This is a genomic window from Parasphingopyxis marina (assembly GCF_014237875.1).
Taxonomy (GTDB): domain Bacteria; phylum Pseudomonadota; class Alphaproteobacteria; order Sphingomonadales; family Sphingomonadaceae; genus Parasphingopyxis; species Parasphingopyxis marina.
This window is the reverse complement of sequence record NZ_JACJVJ010000001.1, coordinates 409,075-425,583: the sequence shown is the minus strand read 5'-3', so window position 1 is coordinate 425,583 and position 16,509 is coordinate 409,075. Positions and strand designations below refer to the sequence as shown.

The 16,509-nt window shown below is 65.0% G+C and carries 12 protein-coding genes; 4 read left to right on the top strand and 8 right to left on the bottom strand.

Annotation, left to right across the window (positions count from 1 at the left end; genetic code table 11):
• Nucleotides 1–37: 37 nt before the first annotated feature.
• The 4 genes from H6P80_RS02075 to sucC all read right to left on the bottom strand — a co-directional run bounded on the left by H6P80_RS02075 (nt 38) and on the right by sucC (nt 9,259).
• The gene (locus H6P80_RS02075) at nt 38–5,977 is read right to left on the bottom strand and encodes a hypothetical protein (RefSeq protein ID WP_185799684.1); all 5,940 of its coding nucleotides are present in this window, start codon (nt 5,975–5,977) and stop codon (nt 38–40) included.
• Nucleotides 5,978–6,273: 296 nt separating this feature from the next.
• Complete coding sequence (locus H6P80_RS02070) at nt 6,274–7,203, bottom strand: electron transfer flavoprotein subunit alpha/FixB family protein (protein ID WP_185799683.1); 930 nt, start codon at nt 7,201–7,203, stop codon at nt 6,274–6,276.
• The gene (locus H6P80_RS02065; RefSeq protein WP_185799682.1) at nt 7,203–7,949 is read right to left on the bottom strand and encodes an electron transfer flavoprotein subunit beta/FixA family protein; all 747 of its coding nucleotides are present in this window, start codon (nt 7,947–7,949) and stop codon (nt 7,203–7,205) included. Before H6P80_RS02065 ends, H6P80_RS02070 begins: the two co-directional genes overlap by 1 nt.
• A gap of 116 nt (nt 7,950–8,065) precedes the next feature.
• Nucleotides 8,066–9,259 carry an ADP-forming succinate--CoA ligase subunit beta gene (sucC, locus tag H6P80_RS02060; RefSeq protein WP_185799681.1) on the bottom strand — a complete coding sequence of 398 codons (1,194 nt, stop codon included), beginning with the start codon at nt 9,257–9,259 and terminating at the stop codon, nt 8,066–8,068.
• A gap of 141 nt (nt 9,260–9,400) precedes the next feature.
• Here sucC and H6P80_RS02055 point away from each other — a divergent pair, with 141 nt between their 5' ends.
• Nucleotides 9,401–9,919: a sterol desaturase family protein gene (locus tag H6P80_RS02055; RefSeq protein WP_185800941.1), complete on the top strand. Its 519-nt coding sequence runs from the start codon at nt 9,401–9,403 to the stop codon at nt 9,917–9,919.
• Here the strand turns inward: H6P80_RS02055 and H6P80_RS02050 are convergent.
• Genes H6P80_RS02050 through crtY form a run of 4 tightly spaced genes read right to left on the bottom strand, consistent with a single transcriptional unit; the run spans nt 9,909 to nt 13,948 of the window.
• Entirely contained in the window at nt 9,909–10,388 is a 480-nt protein-coding gene (locus tag H6P80_RS02050) for a hypothetical protein (protein WP_185799680.1), read from the bottom strand. The two genes, H6P80_RS02055 and H6P80_RS02050, sit on opposite strands and share 11 nt — an antisense overlap.
• Nucleotide 10,389: 1 nt before the next feature.
• Nucleotides 10,390–11,304 (bottom strand): phytoene/squalene synthase family protein, encoded by a 915-nt coding sequence (locus tag H6P80_RS02045; protein ID WP_185799679.1) that lies wholly within the window; start codon nt 11,302–11,304, stop codon nt 10,390–10,392.
• Nucleotides 11,301–12,782, bottom strand: a complete 1,482-nt coding sequence (locus H6P80_RS02040; protein WP_185799678.1) for a phytoene desaturase — start codon at nt 12,780–12,782, stop codon at nt 11,301–11,303. Before H6P80_RS02040 ends, H6P80_RS02045 begins: the two co-directional genes overlap by 4 nt.
• Nucleotides 12,779–13,948 (bottom strand): lycopene beta-cyclase CrtY, encoded by a 1,170-nt coding sequence (gene crtY, locus H6P80_RS02035; protein ID WP_185799677.1) that lies wholly within the window; start codon nt 13,946–13,948, stop codon nt 12,779–12,781. The genes H6P80_RS02040 and crtY overlap by 4 nt, the downstream gene beginning before the upstream one ends.
• Nucleotides 13,949–14,033: 85 nt before the next feature.
• Between crtY and H6P80_RS02030 the strand changes: the two genes are divergently transcribed.
• Genes H6P80_RS02030 through dinB form a run of 3 tightly spaced genes read left to right on the top strand, consistent with a single transcriptional unit; the run spans nt 14,034 to nt 16,353 of the window.
• Nucleotides 14,034–14,759 carry a sterol desaturase family protein gene (locus H6P80_RS02030; protein WP_185799676.1) on the top strand — a complete coding sequence of 242 codons (726 nt, stop codon included), beginning with the start codon at nt 14,034–14,036 and terminating at the stop codon, nt 14,757–14,759.
• Between the two features lie 40 nt (nt 14,760–14,799).
• Nucleotides 14,800–15,180 (top strand): DUF2141 domain-containing protein, encoded by a 381-nt coding sequence (locus H6P80_RS02025; RefSeq protein WP_185799675.1) that lies wholly within the window; start codon nt 14,800–14,802, stop codon nt 15,178–15,180.
• Nucleotides 15,181–15,225: 45 nt separating this feature from the next.
• Entirely contained in the window at nt 15,226–16,353 is a 1,128-nt protein-coding gene (gene dinB, locus H6P80_RS02020; protein WP_268938855.1) for a DNA polymerase IV, read from the top strand.
• The last annotated feature ends 156 nt before the right edge of the window (nt 16,354–16,509 follow it).

Here is a 16,509-nt window from a genome sequence, read left to right as displayed (position 1 = left end):
TCAAGCCGACGGCGCCCGCCTTTCCTGCGGCGATCCCCTAGAAGGGGATGCGGATCCCGGCGCGGCCGCCCCAGCCATCATATTCGCTACCGATATCGGCGCTGCCCTCGATGAAGCCGGACACGCCGGCCACGGTGAGGATGTTGAAGCCCAGTTCAAACCGGCCATAGGTATCGATCGGATCGTTGGTCACCGAAACCGGAACGCCGCCGCTGGTGAAGAGGACATCCCCCTCGCCGGCGAATTCGTGCACGGCATGGCCGCCCAGATAATAGGTCAGCGTGTTGCCGCCGCCGATGCCGCTCTGGCCGCCAAGACGCGCGCCGACCTGTCCGCGAAGCCCGTCGAAACCGTCGAAATCGATGGTCGCGCCAAGCGCCGAGAAGCTGTCGATATCGGCCTGCTGCCATTCGATGCTCGCCATCGGTTCGATGAACCAGCCGCCGCCGTCCCAGCGATAGCCGACCTCGCCGCGCACGCCATAGGCCTCGCCATCGGTGTTGGTGCCGTAGCCGGCGGTGGCGTTGACGATTTCCATGTTGAGGAAATCATATTTGGCCAGCGCATTGGCGAAGAAGCCGCCCTGCATATAGCCGAGATAGAGGCCGACGTTGAAATCCTGGTAGCGGACCTGGTCGGCGGTTCCGTCAAAGCCGAGATGCGAGGTCAGATAGCCGCCGGTCGCGCCGTAGACGAGACCGTCGCCGGACGTTCCCTGACCGAGCTCATAGCCGGTCTGGAAGCCGTAATAATCCTGGTTGTAATCGACCACGACCTGCTGGGTGACGCCGCCCGAGGTGAACGGGAAGCTCTCGTCCCGGTTCGTATTCGCGCCGTAGAATTGCATCCAGAAGGGCGTCCGCCGGGCAGCCGGTGCGTCGCGACGCGAGGTCATGTGCGCGCCCCAGGCATCGGCCGAGCGATACCAGAGCGAGGTCGCCCCTTCGCCGAATTTCGGCAGCTGGAAGACCGGCGTCGCGATGGTGTTGCCGAGATAATAGTCGTTGTTCGCGGCGTCGTAGCTGATCGTGTAGAACAGGAAACCGACGATCCGCGAATTGTCCGAGACCTGGAAGGCCGAGTCCAGCGATCCGGCGCCCGCATCGACCACCAGGACCGAATTGCCGATCACCGGGCTCGCGCCGATCTCGTTGATGAAGACATCGGTGGAGCCGCTCGCCGCGCCCGCGATCACCAGCGTATCCGCCGAACCCGCGCCGTCCGAATTGACGTCGATCGCCAGCGTGCTGTTCGCCGTGTAATCGCCAGGCAGGATCAGGCTGTCGCCGACCGCCTGGTCGATCATCGTGATGGTTTCGTTGTTCACCATCGATTCGAGGCCGGTAAAGGTGATGACCCCGTCGACGCTGATCACGCCGTTGTTGATGAAGGTATCGGTGCCGGCGCCGAAATCGCTGTCGAAGCGGGCGTTGAAGCGCCCGGTTCCGGTCACGACATCGTCGAGTGCGCTGAGCTGCACGCCGCCGGTGAGGATCCCGTTATTGGTGACCCTGGTTTCACCGCCGGTCGCGACGACCGCGAAGCCGCCGCCGCTGTTCAGGGTCCCGGCATTGGTGACCGCGATCACCCCGCCGCCGGTGGTTTCCGCAACGATGCCGTTGCCGCCGCCGGTAACCGTGCCGCCGGTGACATTGACCGCGACGTCGCCGTAGGCGGTCGCCTGGACCGCATCGTCGATCGCCGTGGTGATCGTCGCCGTGTTGACGGTGACGTTGCCCCCCGTCGTGGATGCTTCGATGCCCGCGCTCTCGGCGCCGGCGGTCGTGATCGGACCGGTGCTCGTGACGGTCACGTCGCCGGCATAGGCATAGGCGGCGATACCGTCCGCATAGACGCCCGCCGTCGAGATCGCGCCCGTGGCGACGACCGTGGCGCCGCTATAACCCGCGGCGAGGACGCCCGGCGAATAATCGCCGCTCGTCGAGACATTGGCGACCGAAACCGCGGCGGTGCCGGTGAGCGCGAAAGCGCCCGCACCGGCCGAATAGTCGCCGCTCGTCGTGATCTGCCCGGTGCCGGTAACGCTGACCGCGCCGGTAACGCTGGCGCCGAACACGCCCGCCGAAAGATCGCCCGCCGTCGTCACATTGTTGCCCGAGACCGACACGTCGCCGGAATAGGAGAAGCCGAACACGCCGGCGGAAAGATCGCCGGCGGTCGAGACATCGCCGCTGGCCGAGACCGTGACATCGCCCGCATAGCTGAACCCGAACACGCCGGCCGCATAACCGCCCGTCGTCGAAACGTCGGTCGCGGCGACGGTGACCGCCCCGGTATTGGTGGTCGCGCGGATGCCGAAGGATCCGTCGGTGACCGTCGAAACGCTGCCCGAGCTCGTAACGCTGACCGCGCCGTCCGGGCTATAGGCATAGACGCCGTCCGAATAGACGCCGGAGGTCGAAACATCGGCCACCGCCACCGTAACGTCGCCCGCCGCCGTGGCGACCACGCCCGGCGCATAGGCGCCCGTCGTGGAAACCGCGCCAGTCGTCGTCACGTTCACCGTGCCATAGGCATTGGCGAGAACGCCGACGGCGTAATCGCCGGTCGTCGCAACATTGTTGCCGGCAACATCCACATTGCCGGTCGCGCTGCTGGCATAGACGCCATAGCTGTAGAGGCCGGCCGTCGAAATCGTGCCGGTGCTCGTCACCGAAACGGCGCCGGCATCGCTCACGGCGTAAATGCCCGCGGCATAATCGCCCGCGGTCGTGACATCGGCGGCCGAAACGGTGACATCGCCGGTTCCGCTGACGGCCTCGATGCCCGTCGCATACAGGCCGGCGGTCGTGACCGGGCCCGAAGCCGTCACGCTGACCGTGCCATAGGTGCTTTCGGCATCGACGCCTTCGGAATCCTCGCCCGCGGTCGTGACCGAGGCGACCGAAACGGTCACATCGCCATAATAGCTATAAGCATCGACGCCCTCGGCATCGTCGCCCATCGTCGAGATCGCGCCCGAAGCGGTGACCGAGACATTGCCATTATATGTGTCCGCGTCGACGCCCTGAGCGCCCTCACCGGTCGTCGTGATCGACGCGACCGAGACGGTGATATCGCCGTAATAGCTTTCGGTATTGACGCCCTCGGCATCGTCGCCGGTCGTCGAGATCGCGCCGGTCGCCGTAACCGAGACATTGCCGGTATAGCTATATGCCGCGACACCGGATGCTTCATAGCCGGTGGTCGAAACCGTATTCACCGCCACCGTGACGTCGCCGTCATAGGAAGCGGCATAAACGCCCTCGGAATAGTCGCCGGTCGTCGAGATCGAGCCGGTCGAGGTGACCGAGACGTCGCCGGAATTGCTTTCGGCATCGATGCCCTGGGCGTAATTGCCCATCGTCGAAATCGCGCCCGAGGCGGCGACCGTGATGTCGCCGGTATAGCTGTCCGCCGATACGCCGTCCGAACCGTAGCTGACCGTCGAGACATTGTTGACGCTGACGGAGATGTTGCCGGTATAGGCATCGGCATCGACGCCATGGTTCGTGCCCGTGGCACCGGTGGTGGCGATCGTGCCGGTTACGACCACCGTAACGTCGCCGCCGGTATAATCCTCGGCATCGATGCCGTCGGAGTTGTTGCCCGCCGTATAGACATTGTTGGCCGTCACCGAGACGCCGTTATGGCCATGCGCATAGATGCCGTAGCTGTAATTGCCCTGGGTCGAAATCGTGCCGGTGGCGACCACCGTGGTCGTGCCATTGCCATGCGTCTCGGCGAGGATGCCATCGCCGTTATCGCCGGTCGTGGTAATATTGTTGACCGAGACATAGAGCGAACCGTCATAGCTCTCCGCGTCGACGCCGGTCGAATCCGCACCCGCGGTCGAAATCGTGCCGGTCGATGTGACGCTGACGTTGCCGCTATAGCTATTGGCGTAGATGGCGGTCGAACTGTCGCCCATGGTCGTTACATCGGCCACGCTCACCGTAACGTCGCCATCGCGGCTATACGCATCGACGCCGCCGGAATCGGCGCCCATCGTCGCGATCGCGCCGGTGACGGTAACGCTGACATCGCCATAGCTATCGGCGTCCACGCCCAGCGAGCTATCGCCGAGGGTGGAGATGGAGGCGGCATTGACCGTGACGGCGCCGTCATAGCTGGAGGCATTGATGCCGGTGGAACTGTTGCCCTCCGTAGAGATCATGCCCGTGGCGGTGACGGCGACATCGCCGTAATAGCCCGTGGCCTGGACGGCGTCCGCGTTATCGCCCAATGTCGCGACATCGACGACGGCCACCGTCAGATCGCCAAGGCGGGTATAGGCATCCACGCCGTTCGCGCCGTTGCCGGCCGTCGATATGCTGCCGGTGCTCGTAATGGCGACATCGCCGGTATAGCCCCGAGCAACGATACCCATTGAGCCGTCCTGGGTCGTCACATCGACGACATTGACCGTGATGTCGCCATAGCGGGTCGCGGTGAAGACGCCGTATCCGCCCCCGGTCGCCGTCGAAATCGTGCCCGTCGCGGTGACCGAGACATCGCCGGTATAGCTGTTGGCATGGATGCCGTCGCCGCCGCCCTGGGTCGTCACATCGACGACATTGACCGTGATGTCGCCATAGCGGGTATCTGCATCGACGCCGTATGCGCCCCCGCCCGCCGCCTGGATCGCGCCCGTCGCCGTGACCGAGATATCGCCGAAATAGCTCTCCGCGCGAACGGCGTCCGCGCCGCCCTGGGTCGTCACATCGACGACATTGACCGTCGTATCGCCATAGCGCGTATAGGTGTCGACGCCATATGCGCCCCCGCCCGCCGTCTGGATCGCGCCCGTCGCGGTGACGCTGACATCGCCGTAATAGCTCTCCGCGTTGATGCCCGTTGATCCGCCGCCGACCGTCGTCACATCGACAACGGAAACCGTTACGCTGCCCCGGCTGACCGCATCGACGCCCTCGGCACCGTTGCCGGTCGTCGAGATCGCGCCCGTCGCGGTGACGCTGATCGCGCCGTCCTCGCTGCGCGCATAGATGCCTTCGGCGCCGTCGCCGACCGTCGTTATGTCGGCGGTCGAAACCGTGACGGTGCCGTCGCCGACCGCCGAGGCGGTGACGCCTTCGCTGTCATAGCCCTGGGTCGAGATCGAACCGGTGACGGTAACCGCGACGTCGCCACCGCCATAGGCGCGCGCCTCGACAGCATCCGAGCCGCCGCCCGTCGTCGAAATATCAACGGCGTTGACCGTGACGTTGCCGGTGCCCTGGGCAAGACCCCTCAGGCCATGGCTGAAATTGCCGCCCGTCGTCGAAATCGCGCCGGTGCTGGTGAGGGTGATGTCGCCATTGCCGGCGGCGATCCCGATGACACCCGTGCCATCGTTACCCGTGACGGTGACATTGTTGACGGTGATATCGACCGAACCGTCGCCAGAGGCAAAGCCGAGAACGCCTTCGGACAGGGCGCCGCCGGCGTAAATATCGCCCGTCATGTTGACGAGGATGTTGCCCGTGCCAGTGGAGTAGAGCGCCACGGCCTCGGAATAGTCGCCGCTCGTCGAGATGGTGCCCGCGCCGGTGACGGTGATATCGCCGTCGCTCGTGGTGACGCGGATGCCCTGGGCGTTATCGCCCGCGGTCGTGATCGAACCGTCGTGCTGAACGGCCGCCGCGCCCGTGCCGCCCTGGATGTTGACGCCATGCTCGCCATTCGCGTCGGTATCGACGACGACCGTGCTGCCGAGAACGACGGTGATCGGATCGGTCGGGGTGATGTAGAGGATGCCGTCGGGGAAATCGTTATTGCCCGGATCGCAGGTAACGGTGCCGCCGCCACCCGGAAGCACGCCGCATTCGTCCGCGGCCGAGGCCGGAGAGGCAAAGAACATCGCCGCGGCAACGCCGACAAGTGCCGTGCTGTTGCGGATCGCGGTTCGCGCTTTTCGCGGCTTTGCAGCCATGGCTGCTTCGGCGCTGGAAATAACGCTAGGACGTTCGATCGGCATTTATTTTCCCCCTAAAAGGTACAAGCTACGGTGCGACCACAGCATGGACGGCCCCGAAATTGTCCGGGGCCGCAACCTGAATGCGGGGTTAGGCTTTTATTAGTATCCGGGTCAACGGGTTGGAGATAAAAAATTTCATTCCGAATTGCCGCGCGATCTGATTGTTACCGCTTCATTTTGCTGGATTTTCCGTTTCGCCCGGAACCGCGGCGGACGGGCATCCGCCCGCGCACGAAAAAGGGCCGCAAAAGCGGCCCTTTCCCCATGCTGTGCTGCCCGCAAATCGGGCAAAAGCGTTACAGCTTTCCGGTCAGTTCCGGCACGGCGTTGAAGAGATCGGCGACGATACCGTAATCGGCGACCTGGAAGATCGGAGCGTCCTCATCCTTGTTGATCGCGACGATCGTCTTGCTGTCCTTCATGCCCGCGAGATGCTGGATCGCCCCGGAAATGCCGATCGCGATATACAGCTCCGGCGCGACGATCTTGCCGGTCTGGCCGACCTGATAGTCGTTCGGCACATAGCCGGCGTCGACGGCGGCGCGCGACGCGCCGATACCCGCGCCCAGCTTGTCGGCGAGCGGCGTGATGACTTCCTCGAACTTTTCCGAAGAGCCGAGCGCGCGGCCGCCCGAGACGATGATCTTGGCCGATGTCAGCTCCGGCCGGTCGCTCTGCGCGATTTCCTCGGAAACGAAGCTCGAAAGCCCGGCATCGCCGGTGCTGCCGACCGCCTCGATCGTGCCCGAACCGCCCTCGGCGGCCGCCTTTTCGAAAGCCGTGCCGCGGACCGTGATGACGAGCTTGCTATCCGAACTCGTCACCGTGGCGATCGCGTTGCCCGCATAGATGGGCCGGGTGAAGCTCTTCTCGCCCTCGACCGAGAGGATGTCCGAAATCTGCATCACGTCCAGCATTGCCGCGACGCGCGGCGCGATATTCTTGCCGGTGGTGGTGGCGGGCGCGACGAAGGCGTCGTGATCGGCCATCAGCGCGGCGACCAGCGGCGCGACATTTTCCGGCAGGGCGTGGTCATAGGCCGCATCGTCGGCGACATGGACCTTGCCCGCGCCGGCGATTTTCGCGGCGGCTTCGGCGACGCCGCCGACATCGGACCCGGCGACGAGCAAATGAACCTCGCCGAGCTTGGCGGCGGCGGTAACGGCGGAAAGGGTGGCGTCTTTCAGATCGCCGCCCTCATGTTCAACCCAGACGAGCGTCTTCATCAGGCGACTCCCATTTCTTTAAGCTTGGCGACCAGCGCATCGACATCGGGAAGGATTTCCCCGGCCTCGCGCTTGGGCGGCTCGCTGACATTGCTGGTGGTCAGGCGCGGCGAAATATCGACCGAATAGTCGCCGGGCGTTTTGGTATCGAGCGGCTTGGACTTCGCCTTCATGATATTGGGCAGCGAAGCGTAGCGCGGCTCGTTCAGGCGAAGATCGGTGGTGACGATCGCCGGAAGGCTGAGCTTCACCGTCTGCAGGCCGCCATCGACTTCGCGCTTCACCTCGACCGAACCGTCGCCGACCTCCACGGTATTGGCGAAGGTGCCCTGGCCCCAGCCCAGCAGGGCGGCGAGCATCTGGCCGGTCTGGTTGCTGTCATCGTCGATCGCCTGCTTGCCGAGGATCACCAGCCCCGGCTGCTCCTCGTCGACAATGGCCTTGAGGATCTTGGCGACGGCGAGCGGCTCGATCTCGTCATCGGTCTCGACCAGGATCGCGCGGTCCGCGCCCATGGCGAGCGCGGTGCGCAGCGTTTCGGTCGCCTTGACCGGGCCGATCGACACGGCGACGATTTCGTCCGCCTTGCCGGCCTCTTTCAGCCGGATCGCCTCTTCGACGGAAATCTCGTCGAACGGGTTCATCGACATTTTCACATTGGCGAGATCGACGCCCGAGCCATCGGCCTTCACCCGCGGCTTCACATTGTAATCGATCACCCGTTTCACCGGGACCAATATCTTCATGGTTTCATTCCTCCTGGGCTTGTTCTTCGATTTGCCCTTACGTTCACGTAAACGTCAATACAGGCTGCGCCGTAATATGCCAACCCCCGGGCTGGCGCCTGACCAGCCGGGCAGCCTTATTTCTTCACCTCGGCGACGATCTTGCGCGCGGCATCGCCGAGATCGTCCGCCGAAACGATCGGCAGGCCGCTATTGGCAAGGATTTCCTTGCCCTGCGCCACATTGGTTCCTTCCAGACGAACCACCAGCGGCACGTCGAGTTCCACTTCCTTGGCCGCCGCGACGATGCCGTCGGCGATGATGTCGCAGCGCATGATGCCGCCGAAGATGTTGACGAGAATGCCCTCGACCGCCGGATCGGAGAGGATGATCTTGAACGCGGCGGTGACCTTTTCCTTGGTCGCGCCGCCGCCGACATCGAGGAAGTTCGCCGGGAAAGCGCCGTTCAGCTTGATGATGTCCATCGTCGCCATGGCGAGCCCGGCGCCGTTGACCATGCAGCCGATATTGCCGTCGAGCTTGATGTACGCGAGGTCGTGCTTCGAGGCTTCGAGCTCCATCGGATCCTCTTCGCTCTCGTCGCGCAGCGCGGCCCAGTCGGGATGGCGGAACTCGGCATTGCCGTCGAAGCTCATCTTGGTGTCGAGCACCAGCAACTGGCCGTCATCGGTTTCGACCAGCGGATTGATTTCGAGCATCTCGCAATCGAGCTTGGTGAAGGCTTCGTAGAGCCGTCCCGTCAGATCGACGCACGCTTGGGCGAGATCGCCGTCGAGCGCCAGCGCCTCGGCCGCCTTGCGTCCGTCGGCCTCGGTAAAGCCGGCCAGCGGATCGATGGTGATCGTCGCGATCTTTTCGGGCGTGTCATGCGCGACCGTTTCGATATCCATGCCGCCCTCGGTCGAAACGACCATCGCGACCCGACCCGAAGCCCGGTCGACGAGCATCGCGAGATAATATTCCTCTTTGATGTCGACGCCGTCGGTGACGTAGAGGCGGTTCACTTCCTTGCCCGCCTCGCCCGTCTGCACGGTGACCAGCGTATTGTGGAGCATCTCCTGCGCATCGGCGCGGACATCGTCGACCGATTTCGCCAGCCGCACGCCGCCCTTGGCGTCCGGCCCCAATTCCTTGAACTTGCCCTTGCCGCGTCCGCCGGCATGGATCTGCGCCTTCACGACGTAAAGCGGCCCGGGCAGCTTCTCGGCCGCGGCGACCGCATCGTCGACATTCTCGGCCGCATAGCCCGTCGGCACGCCGACACCGAATTTCGCCAGCAATTCCTTCGCCTGATATTCGTGGATGTTCATGGCGCGGGCGCGCTCCTTCTCTTTGGGTCGGTTGAGTCGGGTGAATTCGCGAAGCGCTAAAGCATAGTCGCGCGCGCAAGAAAAGGGAGCGCCACCTCGCATTTGCTCGCACTCCCGCTCCCGCAGCGCTATATCGCCCCCATGCACTGGTCGCTCGGCCTTTTCCTGTTCTTCGGCACCATCCTGTTCATGGAGGGCGTCGCCTATGTCGCGCATCGCTGGGTGATGCACGGTTTCGGCTGGTTCCTGCACAAGAGCCATCACGAGCCGCGCACGGGGAACTGGGAGCTCAACGATCTCTATGCGCTGATCTTCGCCATCCCCTCCTTCGTGCTGCTGCTCGGCGGGGTGCAACTGGGCTGGTGGCCGGGCTGCACCTGGATCGGCGCGGGTATCGCCGGCTATGGCGCGATCTATTTCGGCTTTCACGACGTGATCGTGCACCAGCGGGTGAGGCACCGTTACGTCCCGCGCTGGAATTACATGAAACGCATCGTCCAGGCGCACCGCATCCACCATGTCGTCGAGACCAAGCACGGCACGGTAAGCTTCGGCTTTCTCTATGCACCGAAGCCGGAAGTGCTGAAGGCGGAGCTCAAGCGGCGCGGCCATGAAGGCGTGCGCGCACCGGCCGGCCAGCCCCCGCAAGTCACCCCATAGAAAGCCGGTGATCGGAATATTGGCTCGGCAAGAGGCCGAGATAGCGGATCACGCTTTTGCGCATCGCGTAGTGGAGCGCGATGCCGAGTGCGCCGCTGCCGAGCAGCAGGACCAGCGTCGCCGGCATCACGCCGTCCCACCAATAGGCAAGCAGGGTCGCCGCGATGACGAACAGCGACAGCACCCGCCCGTGGTGCGGAATGCTCACCGAGTAGGAAATCTCGCCGACCGGCCCGAACGGAAATTCGAAGCGCACCGCGCTGGCCATCCGCAGCGAAAAATCGCGCCGCCCGCCCGCCCGTCGCAATTCGCGCCGCAGCCGCCGGAACCAGCCCAGATTGCGCTTCGCCCGCAACGGCACGGCGGCGGCGATCAGGAAACCGTCCCGGGCGAGCTTGTCGGGCAGCGCAGCGCGGAGGCTGTCGACCAGGCCGGGCCTGTCTATGGTGAGGCGGCCGGAAAATTCCATGTCAGCCCCTGCCCGCATAGCCGGAGCGGCCCAGCGCCTGCCGCCAGCTTTTGAACAGCCAGCCGAGCTTTTCGCGGCGCGTCGTGAACACCCGCTCGTCGAGCGCCGCTTCGCCGCGCGCCACGACCTTGCGGGCGATATCGCCATAGATGCCGGCGGCGGCGAGCACCGCCCAGGCCGATCGGAAGGGTAGTGCCGCCGTGCCGCGCCGCGCGCTTTCCTCGTAGCGCTGGGCCAGCTCCGCGAGGCGGCGTGCGAGGCGGACCAGCGCCGGGCGGCTGGCGGGATCGCCGAGATTGTGCGGATCGACGCCCTTTTCCGCGAGCCAGGTGCGCGGCAGGTAGCAGCGGCCGTTGCGTGCGTCCTCGCCGATGTCCCGCGCGATATTGGCAAGCTGGAAGGCAAGGCCGAGATCGCGGGCGCGCTGCAGCGTCTCTTCCTCCTTCGGCGATACTCCCATGACGAGCGCCATCATCATCCCGACGACGCCCGCGACATGGTGACAATATTGGAGAAGGTCGGTCTCGGTCTGGGGCGCCCAGCCTTCGGCATCGAGCGCGAAGCCGGCGATATGATCCTCGATAAGGGCGCGCGGGATGCGGCATTCGGCGGTGACCAGGGCAAGCCCGTCAAAGGCCGGGTCGCCGGTCGCTGCGCCCGCCAATGCCGCATCGGTCTTCGTCCGGATCTCGGCAAGCCGCGCCGCCGGATCGTCGGCCCCGTGCATATCGTGCCCGAGCGCCTGCCCGTCGGCGAGATCGTCGCAGCGCCGGCACCAGGCATAGAGCAGCCAGGCCCGCTCCCGCGTCCGCCGGTCGAACAGCTTCGAGGCCATGGCGAAGCTTTGCGAACCGCGGGCGATACTGTCCCGCGCGGCGGCGACGAGCGCGGCGCGATCGGCCGTCGCTGCCGTCACGGCCTCAGATCGTCGAGCATCAGCCCGGCGGTGGCTTTCGCACTGCCGACGACGCCGGGAATGCCCGCGCCCGGATGGGTGCCCGCGCCGACGAAATAGAGATTGGGCACGATATCGTCGCGATTATGGACGCGGAACCAGGCGCTTTGCGTCAGGATCGGCTCCAGGCTGAAGGCGCTGCCCTGATAGGCATTCAGGTCCTGCGCGAAATCCTTCGGCGTGTACCAGAATTTGGTGACGATGCGCTGGCGCAGCTCCGGGATCAGCCGCGCCTCGATATGCGAAAGGATGCGGTTGGCACAATCCTCGCCGATCGTATCCCAATCCGCCGGGAATTTGCCGAGATGCGGCACCGGTGCGAGCGCGTAAAAGGTCGAATGGCCCTCGGGCGCCATCGAGGGATCGGTGACCGTGGGATGGTGGAGATAGAGCGAGAAATCTTCCGGCACGACGCCATGATCGTAGATATCGGTAAGCAGCCCTTCATAGCGCGGGCCGAACAGGATCATATGGTGGGGGATGCCCGGCCAGCGGCCCTCTATCCCGAAATGGACGACGAACAGCGAGGGCGAAAAGCGCTTCTTCTCCAGCGCCTTCGCCGCGCGGTCGCCGCGCCGCGTGCCGGTGAGCAGATCGCGATAGGTGTGGACGATATCGCCGTTCGAAGCGACCGCGTCGAAATCGTCGCGCCAGCCGCTGGCGCATGCGAGGCCCGTCACCCGGTCGCCCTTGGTCTCGATCTCGGTGACCGCATCGCCGAGCCGCACGATGCCGCCGAGCCGCTCGAAATGCGCGACCATGCCCGCGACCAGCGTGTTGGTGCCGCCGCGCGCGAACCAGACGCCGCCATCCTTTTCGAGCTTGTGAATGAGCGCATAAAGGGCGCTCGTCTTCATCGGATTGCCGCCGACCAGCAAGGTGTGGAAGGATAATGCCTCGCGCAGCTTCTCATTCTCGACAAAGCCGGAAACGACCGAATAGACCGAGCGCCAGGCCTGTTTGCGGGCGAGCTGCGGCGCGGCCTTCAGCATCGATTTGAAATCGAGGAACGGCACCGCGCCCAGCTTCACATAGCCTTCTTCATACACCCCGGCCGAATATTCGAGGAAGCGGCGATAGCCCTCGACATCGGCGGGGTTGAGCTTGGCGATTTCGCGCGTCAGCTCCACCTCGTCGTTCGAATAGTCGAAGCTCGTCCCGTCGGGCCAGTTGAGCCGGTAGAAGGGCATGACCGGATCGAGCGTGACATCGTCCTTGATGTCCGCGCCGGTCAGCTCCCACAGTTCCGCAAGGCAATTGGGATCGGTGATCACCGTGGGCCCGGCATCGAAGGTGAAGCCGTCGCGCTCCCAATAATAGGCTCGCCCGCCGGGCTTGTCGCGCGCCTCGATCACGGTCGTGTCGATGCCCGCCGATTGCAGGCGGATGGCGAGCGCGAGCCCGCCGAAACCCGAACCGATGACCGCTGCCTTGCTCATCGCTTGCCTGCCCCTCTGGAACTCGCCAAGGCTCTTACGGCGCGGTGGACGGGAACCGGCGGCCTGCCGGAAAGGATGCGGATCTTGTCCGCCAGGGTGGAGGAGGCGGAATAGAAACGCTCGATCAGCGGTTCGCCGAGGCCGTAAAAGCGTTCGAAGATGCGGTAGCGCTCATCGGGCTCCGCAGCGCGGAAGAGCATGGTGTCGAGCATCCGGTAATAGCCTCTCTCGGTCCAGCGGTCCTTGGCATATCTATGCAGCTTCTCGGCAAGCGCCACCCCATCCAGCGGCAAAAGTCGCGCGATGAAATGCGCGGCGGCCACGGCATCGGGCAGGCTGTAGCCGGTCACCGGATGGAAAAGCCCGGCGCGCACCCCCGCCTTGGCCGCCTTCCCGCCCGCTTGCCAATAGCGCTCGAAATCGCCGCCGATTACGACCGGCAGCACGCCGGTCTCGCGCGCCGCAACCCGATCGACCGCCCAGCCCTGCGCCTGCGCATAGGCCAGAATACGCGCTTCGATGGCGTCGGCGTCGAGCTCCGGGCCATCGCTATAATAGGTGTCCTCGACGAACAGGCGCTTTTCGCCGAACGGCAGGACATAGACGAAGCGATAGCCGTCGATCTGCTCGACGCCCGCATCCATCACGATCGGCCGGGCGAGCCCGTGCGGCGCGGCCAGCTCCAGCTCCAGCCCGGCGAATTTCTGCCAGCCGCAATCGAGCGCCGAGAGATCGCCGCCGCCCCGGCAATCGAGCACCGCGCGCGCTGCGATCGTTTCGCCCGAAGCGAGCATGATGGCATCGGGCGCGACATCGGCAATCTCGGCACCCAGTCGCACCGTTTCCACCGGCAACGCAGCGCGCACCACCCGGTCGAAATCCGCCGAGCGGATCGAATGATAGCGCGTCGAAAGCCGCCGCTCGCGCGCCGGAAAGCGGACATCATAGCCGTCCCAGCTCTGCGCGATCATCGGCTGCAGAAGCGCCAGCCCCTCCGCATCGACATCGCTTGAAAAGAAGGACCAGACATGGTTGCCACCGAGGCGCGTCTCGCCCTCGACGAGCAGCAGCTTGAGATCGGGACGCGCTCGATGAACCGCGAGCGCGGTCAGTCCGCCCGCCAGCCCGCCGCCGGCAATCGCCAGATCGTGATGCAACCCGTCCATCGGCCGCCATCGCTAGCCGAGCCCGCGCGCCAACGCCACTGCGGCAACGCTTTATCGGACGCGGGCGGGCGTCTAGAGAAGGCTCATGCAGCCCGGCCCCGCCATCCTCCTCTCCGCGTTCGCCATGACGGCGATCGTCGGCATACGCTATCTGCTCTCGAGCGGCGGCTTCGCCTGGCTGACGGCCAAGGTAAGGCCCGGGCTGTATCAGGGCCTGCGCCCGCAGATCGGCAAGGAGATCTACTGGTCGCTGCTGAGCGCCGCGATCTACGGCGTTCCCGCCGGCATCGTCGCCTGGGGCTGGGACACCCGCGGCTGGACGCTGATCTATGCCGATATCGCCGCCTATCCCCTCTGGTACCTGCCGCTCTCGATCCTCGCCTATCTCTTCGCGCACGACTGCTGGTTCTACTGGACGCACCGCTGGATGCACGAGCCGAAACTCTTCCGCATCGCCCATGCCGTCCATCATGCCAGCCGCCCGCCCACCGCCTGGGCCGCGATGAGCTTTCACCCGATCGAGGCGGTAACCGGCGCGGTCGTGATTCCGGCGCTGGTTTTCCTCATCCCCATCCATATCGGCGCGCTCGCTATTGTGCTGGCCATCATGACGATAATGGGAGTAACCAACCATATGGGGTGGGAGATTTTCCCGAGGATAATCGTTCAGGGGGCAGCAGGGCGCTGGCTGATAACGGCAAGCCATCATCAACGGCACCATGCGGATTACAGGTGTAATTATGGACTTTATTTCCGTTTCTGGGACCGGCTCTGCGGGACCGACAAGGGGCTCGGGCATTTCAACACCTAAGGCCGCGCTCGCCGCGCTCGCTTTTCTCTCGCTTGGCGGCATGAGCGGCGGCGGCACGCTCGAGATCGATGTCGAGCAATTGCGCTCCAACCAGGGGTTGATCCATGTCTGCGTGACGCGCGAGGCCGACTATTTCCCCGATTGCGAGAATGATCCGGCCGCGACGCGCAACAGCATCCGCGCCGCCGACACCCACTCGATCCGCTTTTCCAACCTGCCTTCGGGCAATTATGCCGTCTCGATCATCCATGACGAGAATTCGAACCGGCAGCTCGACCGGTTCGCCGGCATCCCGCGCGAAGGCATCGGCTTTTCGCGCAACCCGCGCTTCTCCTTCGGCCCGCCTTCCTTCGCCGCCGCCGTCTTCCATCTCGACAGCGCCGGCGGAACCCAGCGCATCCGGATGCGCTACTTCCTGTAAGAGCCGGGATACCCCCGGCTCCATCGCCCCACTGGACTCCTTTTATTGAAGGAGTACCAAACGGCCACCGTGCCCGATGCCCCCGAAACCCCGCCTGCGCGCAAGATCATCCATATCGACATGGACGCCTTCTATGCGTCGGTCGAACAGCGCGACAACCCGGAGCTGCGCGGGAAGCCGGTCGCGGTCGGCGGATCGACCGGGCGCGGCGTCGTCGCGGCGGCAAGCTATGAGGCGCGGCAATTCGGCGTGCGCTCCGCCATGCCATCGGTTACCGCGAAACGGCGCTGCCCGGAGCTGATCTTCGTGCGCGCGCGCTTCGATGTCTACCGGGCCGTTTCCAACCAGATCCGGGCCATCTTCCGCGACTATACTGATCTCGTGGAGCCGCTGTCGCTCGACGAGGCCTATCTCGACGTCACGCGCTGCCGCAAACTGCCGACCGCGACGGCCATCGCCGAGGAAATCCGCGCGCGCATCAACGAAGCCACGGGCCTCACCGCCTCGGCGGGCGTCTCCTACAACAAATTTATCGCCAAGATCGCATCCGACCAGAACAAGCCCGACGGCATCTGCGTCGTCACGCCGAAACAGGGCGCGGCCTTTGTCGCGCGGCTGCCGGTGCGCCGTTTCCACGGCGTCGGCCCGGCGACCGAAGCGAAGATGCAGCGGCTGGGCATTGAGACGGGCGCTGATCTCGCCGCGCAGAGCCTGGAATTCCTCGCCGCCCATTTCGGCAAGAGCGCGGGCTATTTTCACGGCGCGGCGCGCGGCATCGACAACCGGGCGGTGCGCCCGAACCGAGAGCGCAAGTCGCTGGGCGCCGAACGCACCTATTTCGAGGACCTGCACGATCGCGATGCGATGATCGCCCGGCTGGAAGAGATTGCGGACACGGTCTGGGAGCGCGCCGAAAAATCCCAAAGCTTCGGTCGCACGGTCACGCTGAAGCTGCGCTACGCCGATTTCGACACGCCGACCCGCGCCCGGTCCCTCGATCGCCCGGTCGCCAGCCGCGACGAACTTCTCGCCACCGGCATCGCGCTGCTCGACACGCTGATCCCGGACGAACGCGGGGTGCGCCTGCTCGGCCTCACCATGTCGGGTTTCGGCGAGCCGGAGATCGCGGTGGACAGCGAAGACGAGGCCGCACAGCTGGGTCTCGCATTCTGACGCTTTCGCACGCCGGACAAAGCTGCTAGATCGTCCGCATCCCCGGGGAGCCCTTAGGCTGAGAGGTGCGGTGCAAGTCCGCGCGACCCGCAGAACCTGATCCGGCCCCTCTTCAAACAGGGACTTACCGGCGGAGGGAGGGAGCGGCTAGAGGCC

Excerpts from the sequence above, each read along its gene's own strand:
- H6P80_RS02075 (WP_185799684.1), bottom strand. The coding sequence starts at position 5,977 with ATGCCGATCGAACGTCCTAGCGTTATTTCCAGCGCCGAAGCAGCCATG.
- H6P80_RS02070 (WP_185799683.1), bottom strand. The coding sequence starts at position 7,203 with ATGAAGACGCTCGTCTGGGTTGAACATGAGGGCGGCGATCTGAAAGAC.
- H6P80_RS02065 (WP_185799682.1), bottom strand. The coding sequence starts at position 7,949 with ATGAAGATATTGGTCCCGGTGAAACGGGTGATCGATTACAATGTGAAG.
- sucC (WP_185799681.1), bottom strand. The coding sequence starts at position 9,259 with ATGAACATCCACGAATATCAGGCGAAGGAATTGCTGGCGAAATTCGGT.
- H6P80_RS02055 (WP_185800941.1), top strand. The coding sequence starts at position 9,401 with ATGCACTGGTCGCTCGGCCTTTTCCTGTTCTTCGGCACCATCCTGTTC.
- H6P80_RS02050 (WP_185799680.1), bottom strand. The coding sequence starts at position 10,388 with ATGGAATTTTCCGGCCGCCTCACCATAGACAGGCCCGGCCTGGTCGAC.
- H6P80_RS02040 (WP_185799678.1), bottom strand. The coding sequence starts at position 12,782 with ATGAGCAAGGCAGCGGTCATCGGTTCGGGTTTCGGCGGGCTCGCGCTC.
- crtY (WP_185799677.1), bottom strand. The coding sequence starts at position 13,948 with ATGGACGGGTTGCATCACGATCTGGCGATTGCCGGCGGCGGGCTGGCG.
- H6P80_RS02030 (WP_185799676.1), top strand. The coding sequence starts at position 14,034 with ATGCAGCCCGGCCCCGCCATCCTCCTCTCCGCGTTCGCCATGACGGCG.
- H6P80_RS02025 (WP_185799675.1), top strand. The coding sequence starts at position 14,800 with ATGAGCGGCGGCGGCACGCTCGAGATCGATGTCGAGCAATTGCGCTCC.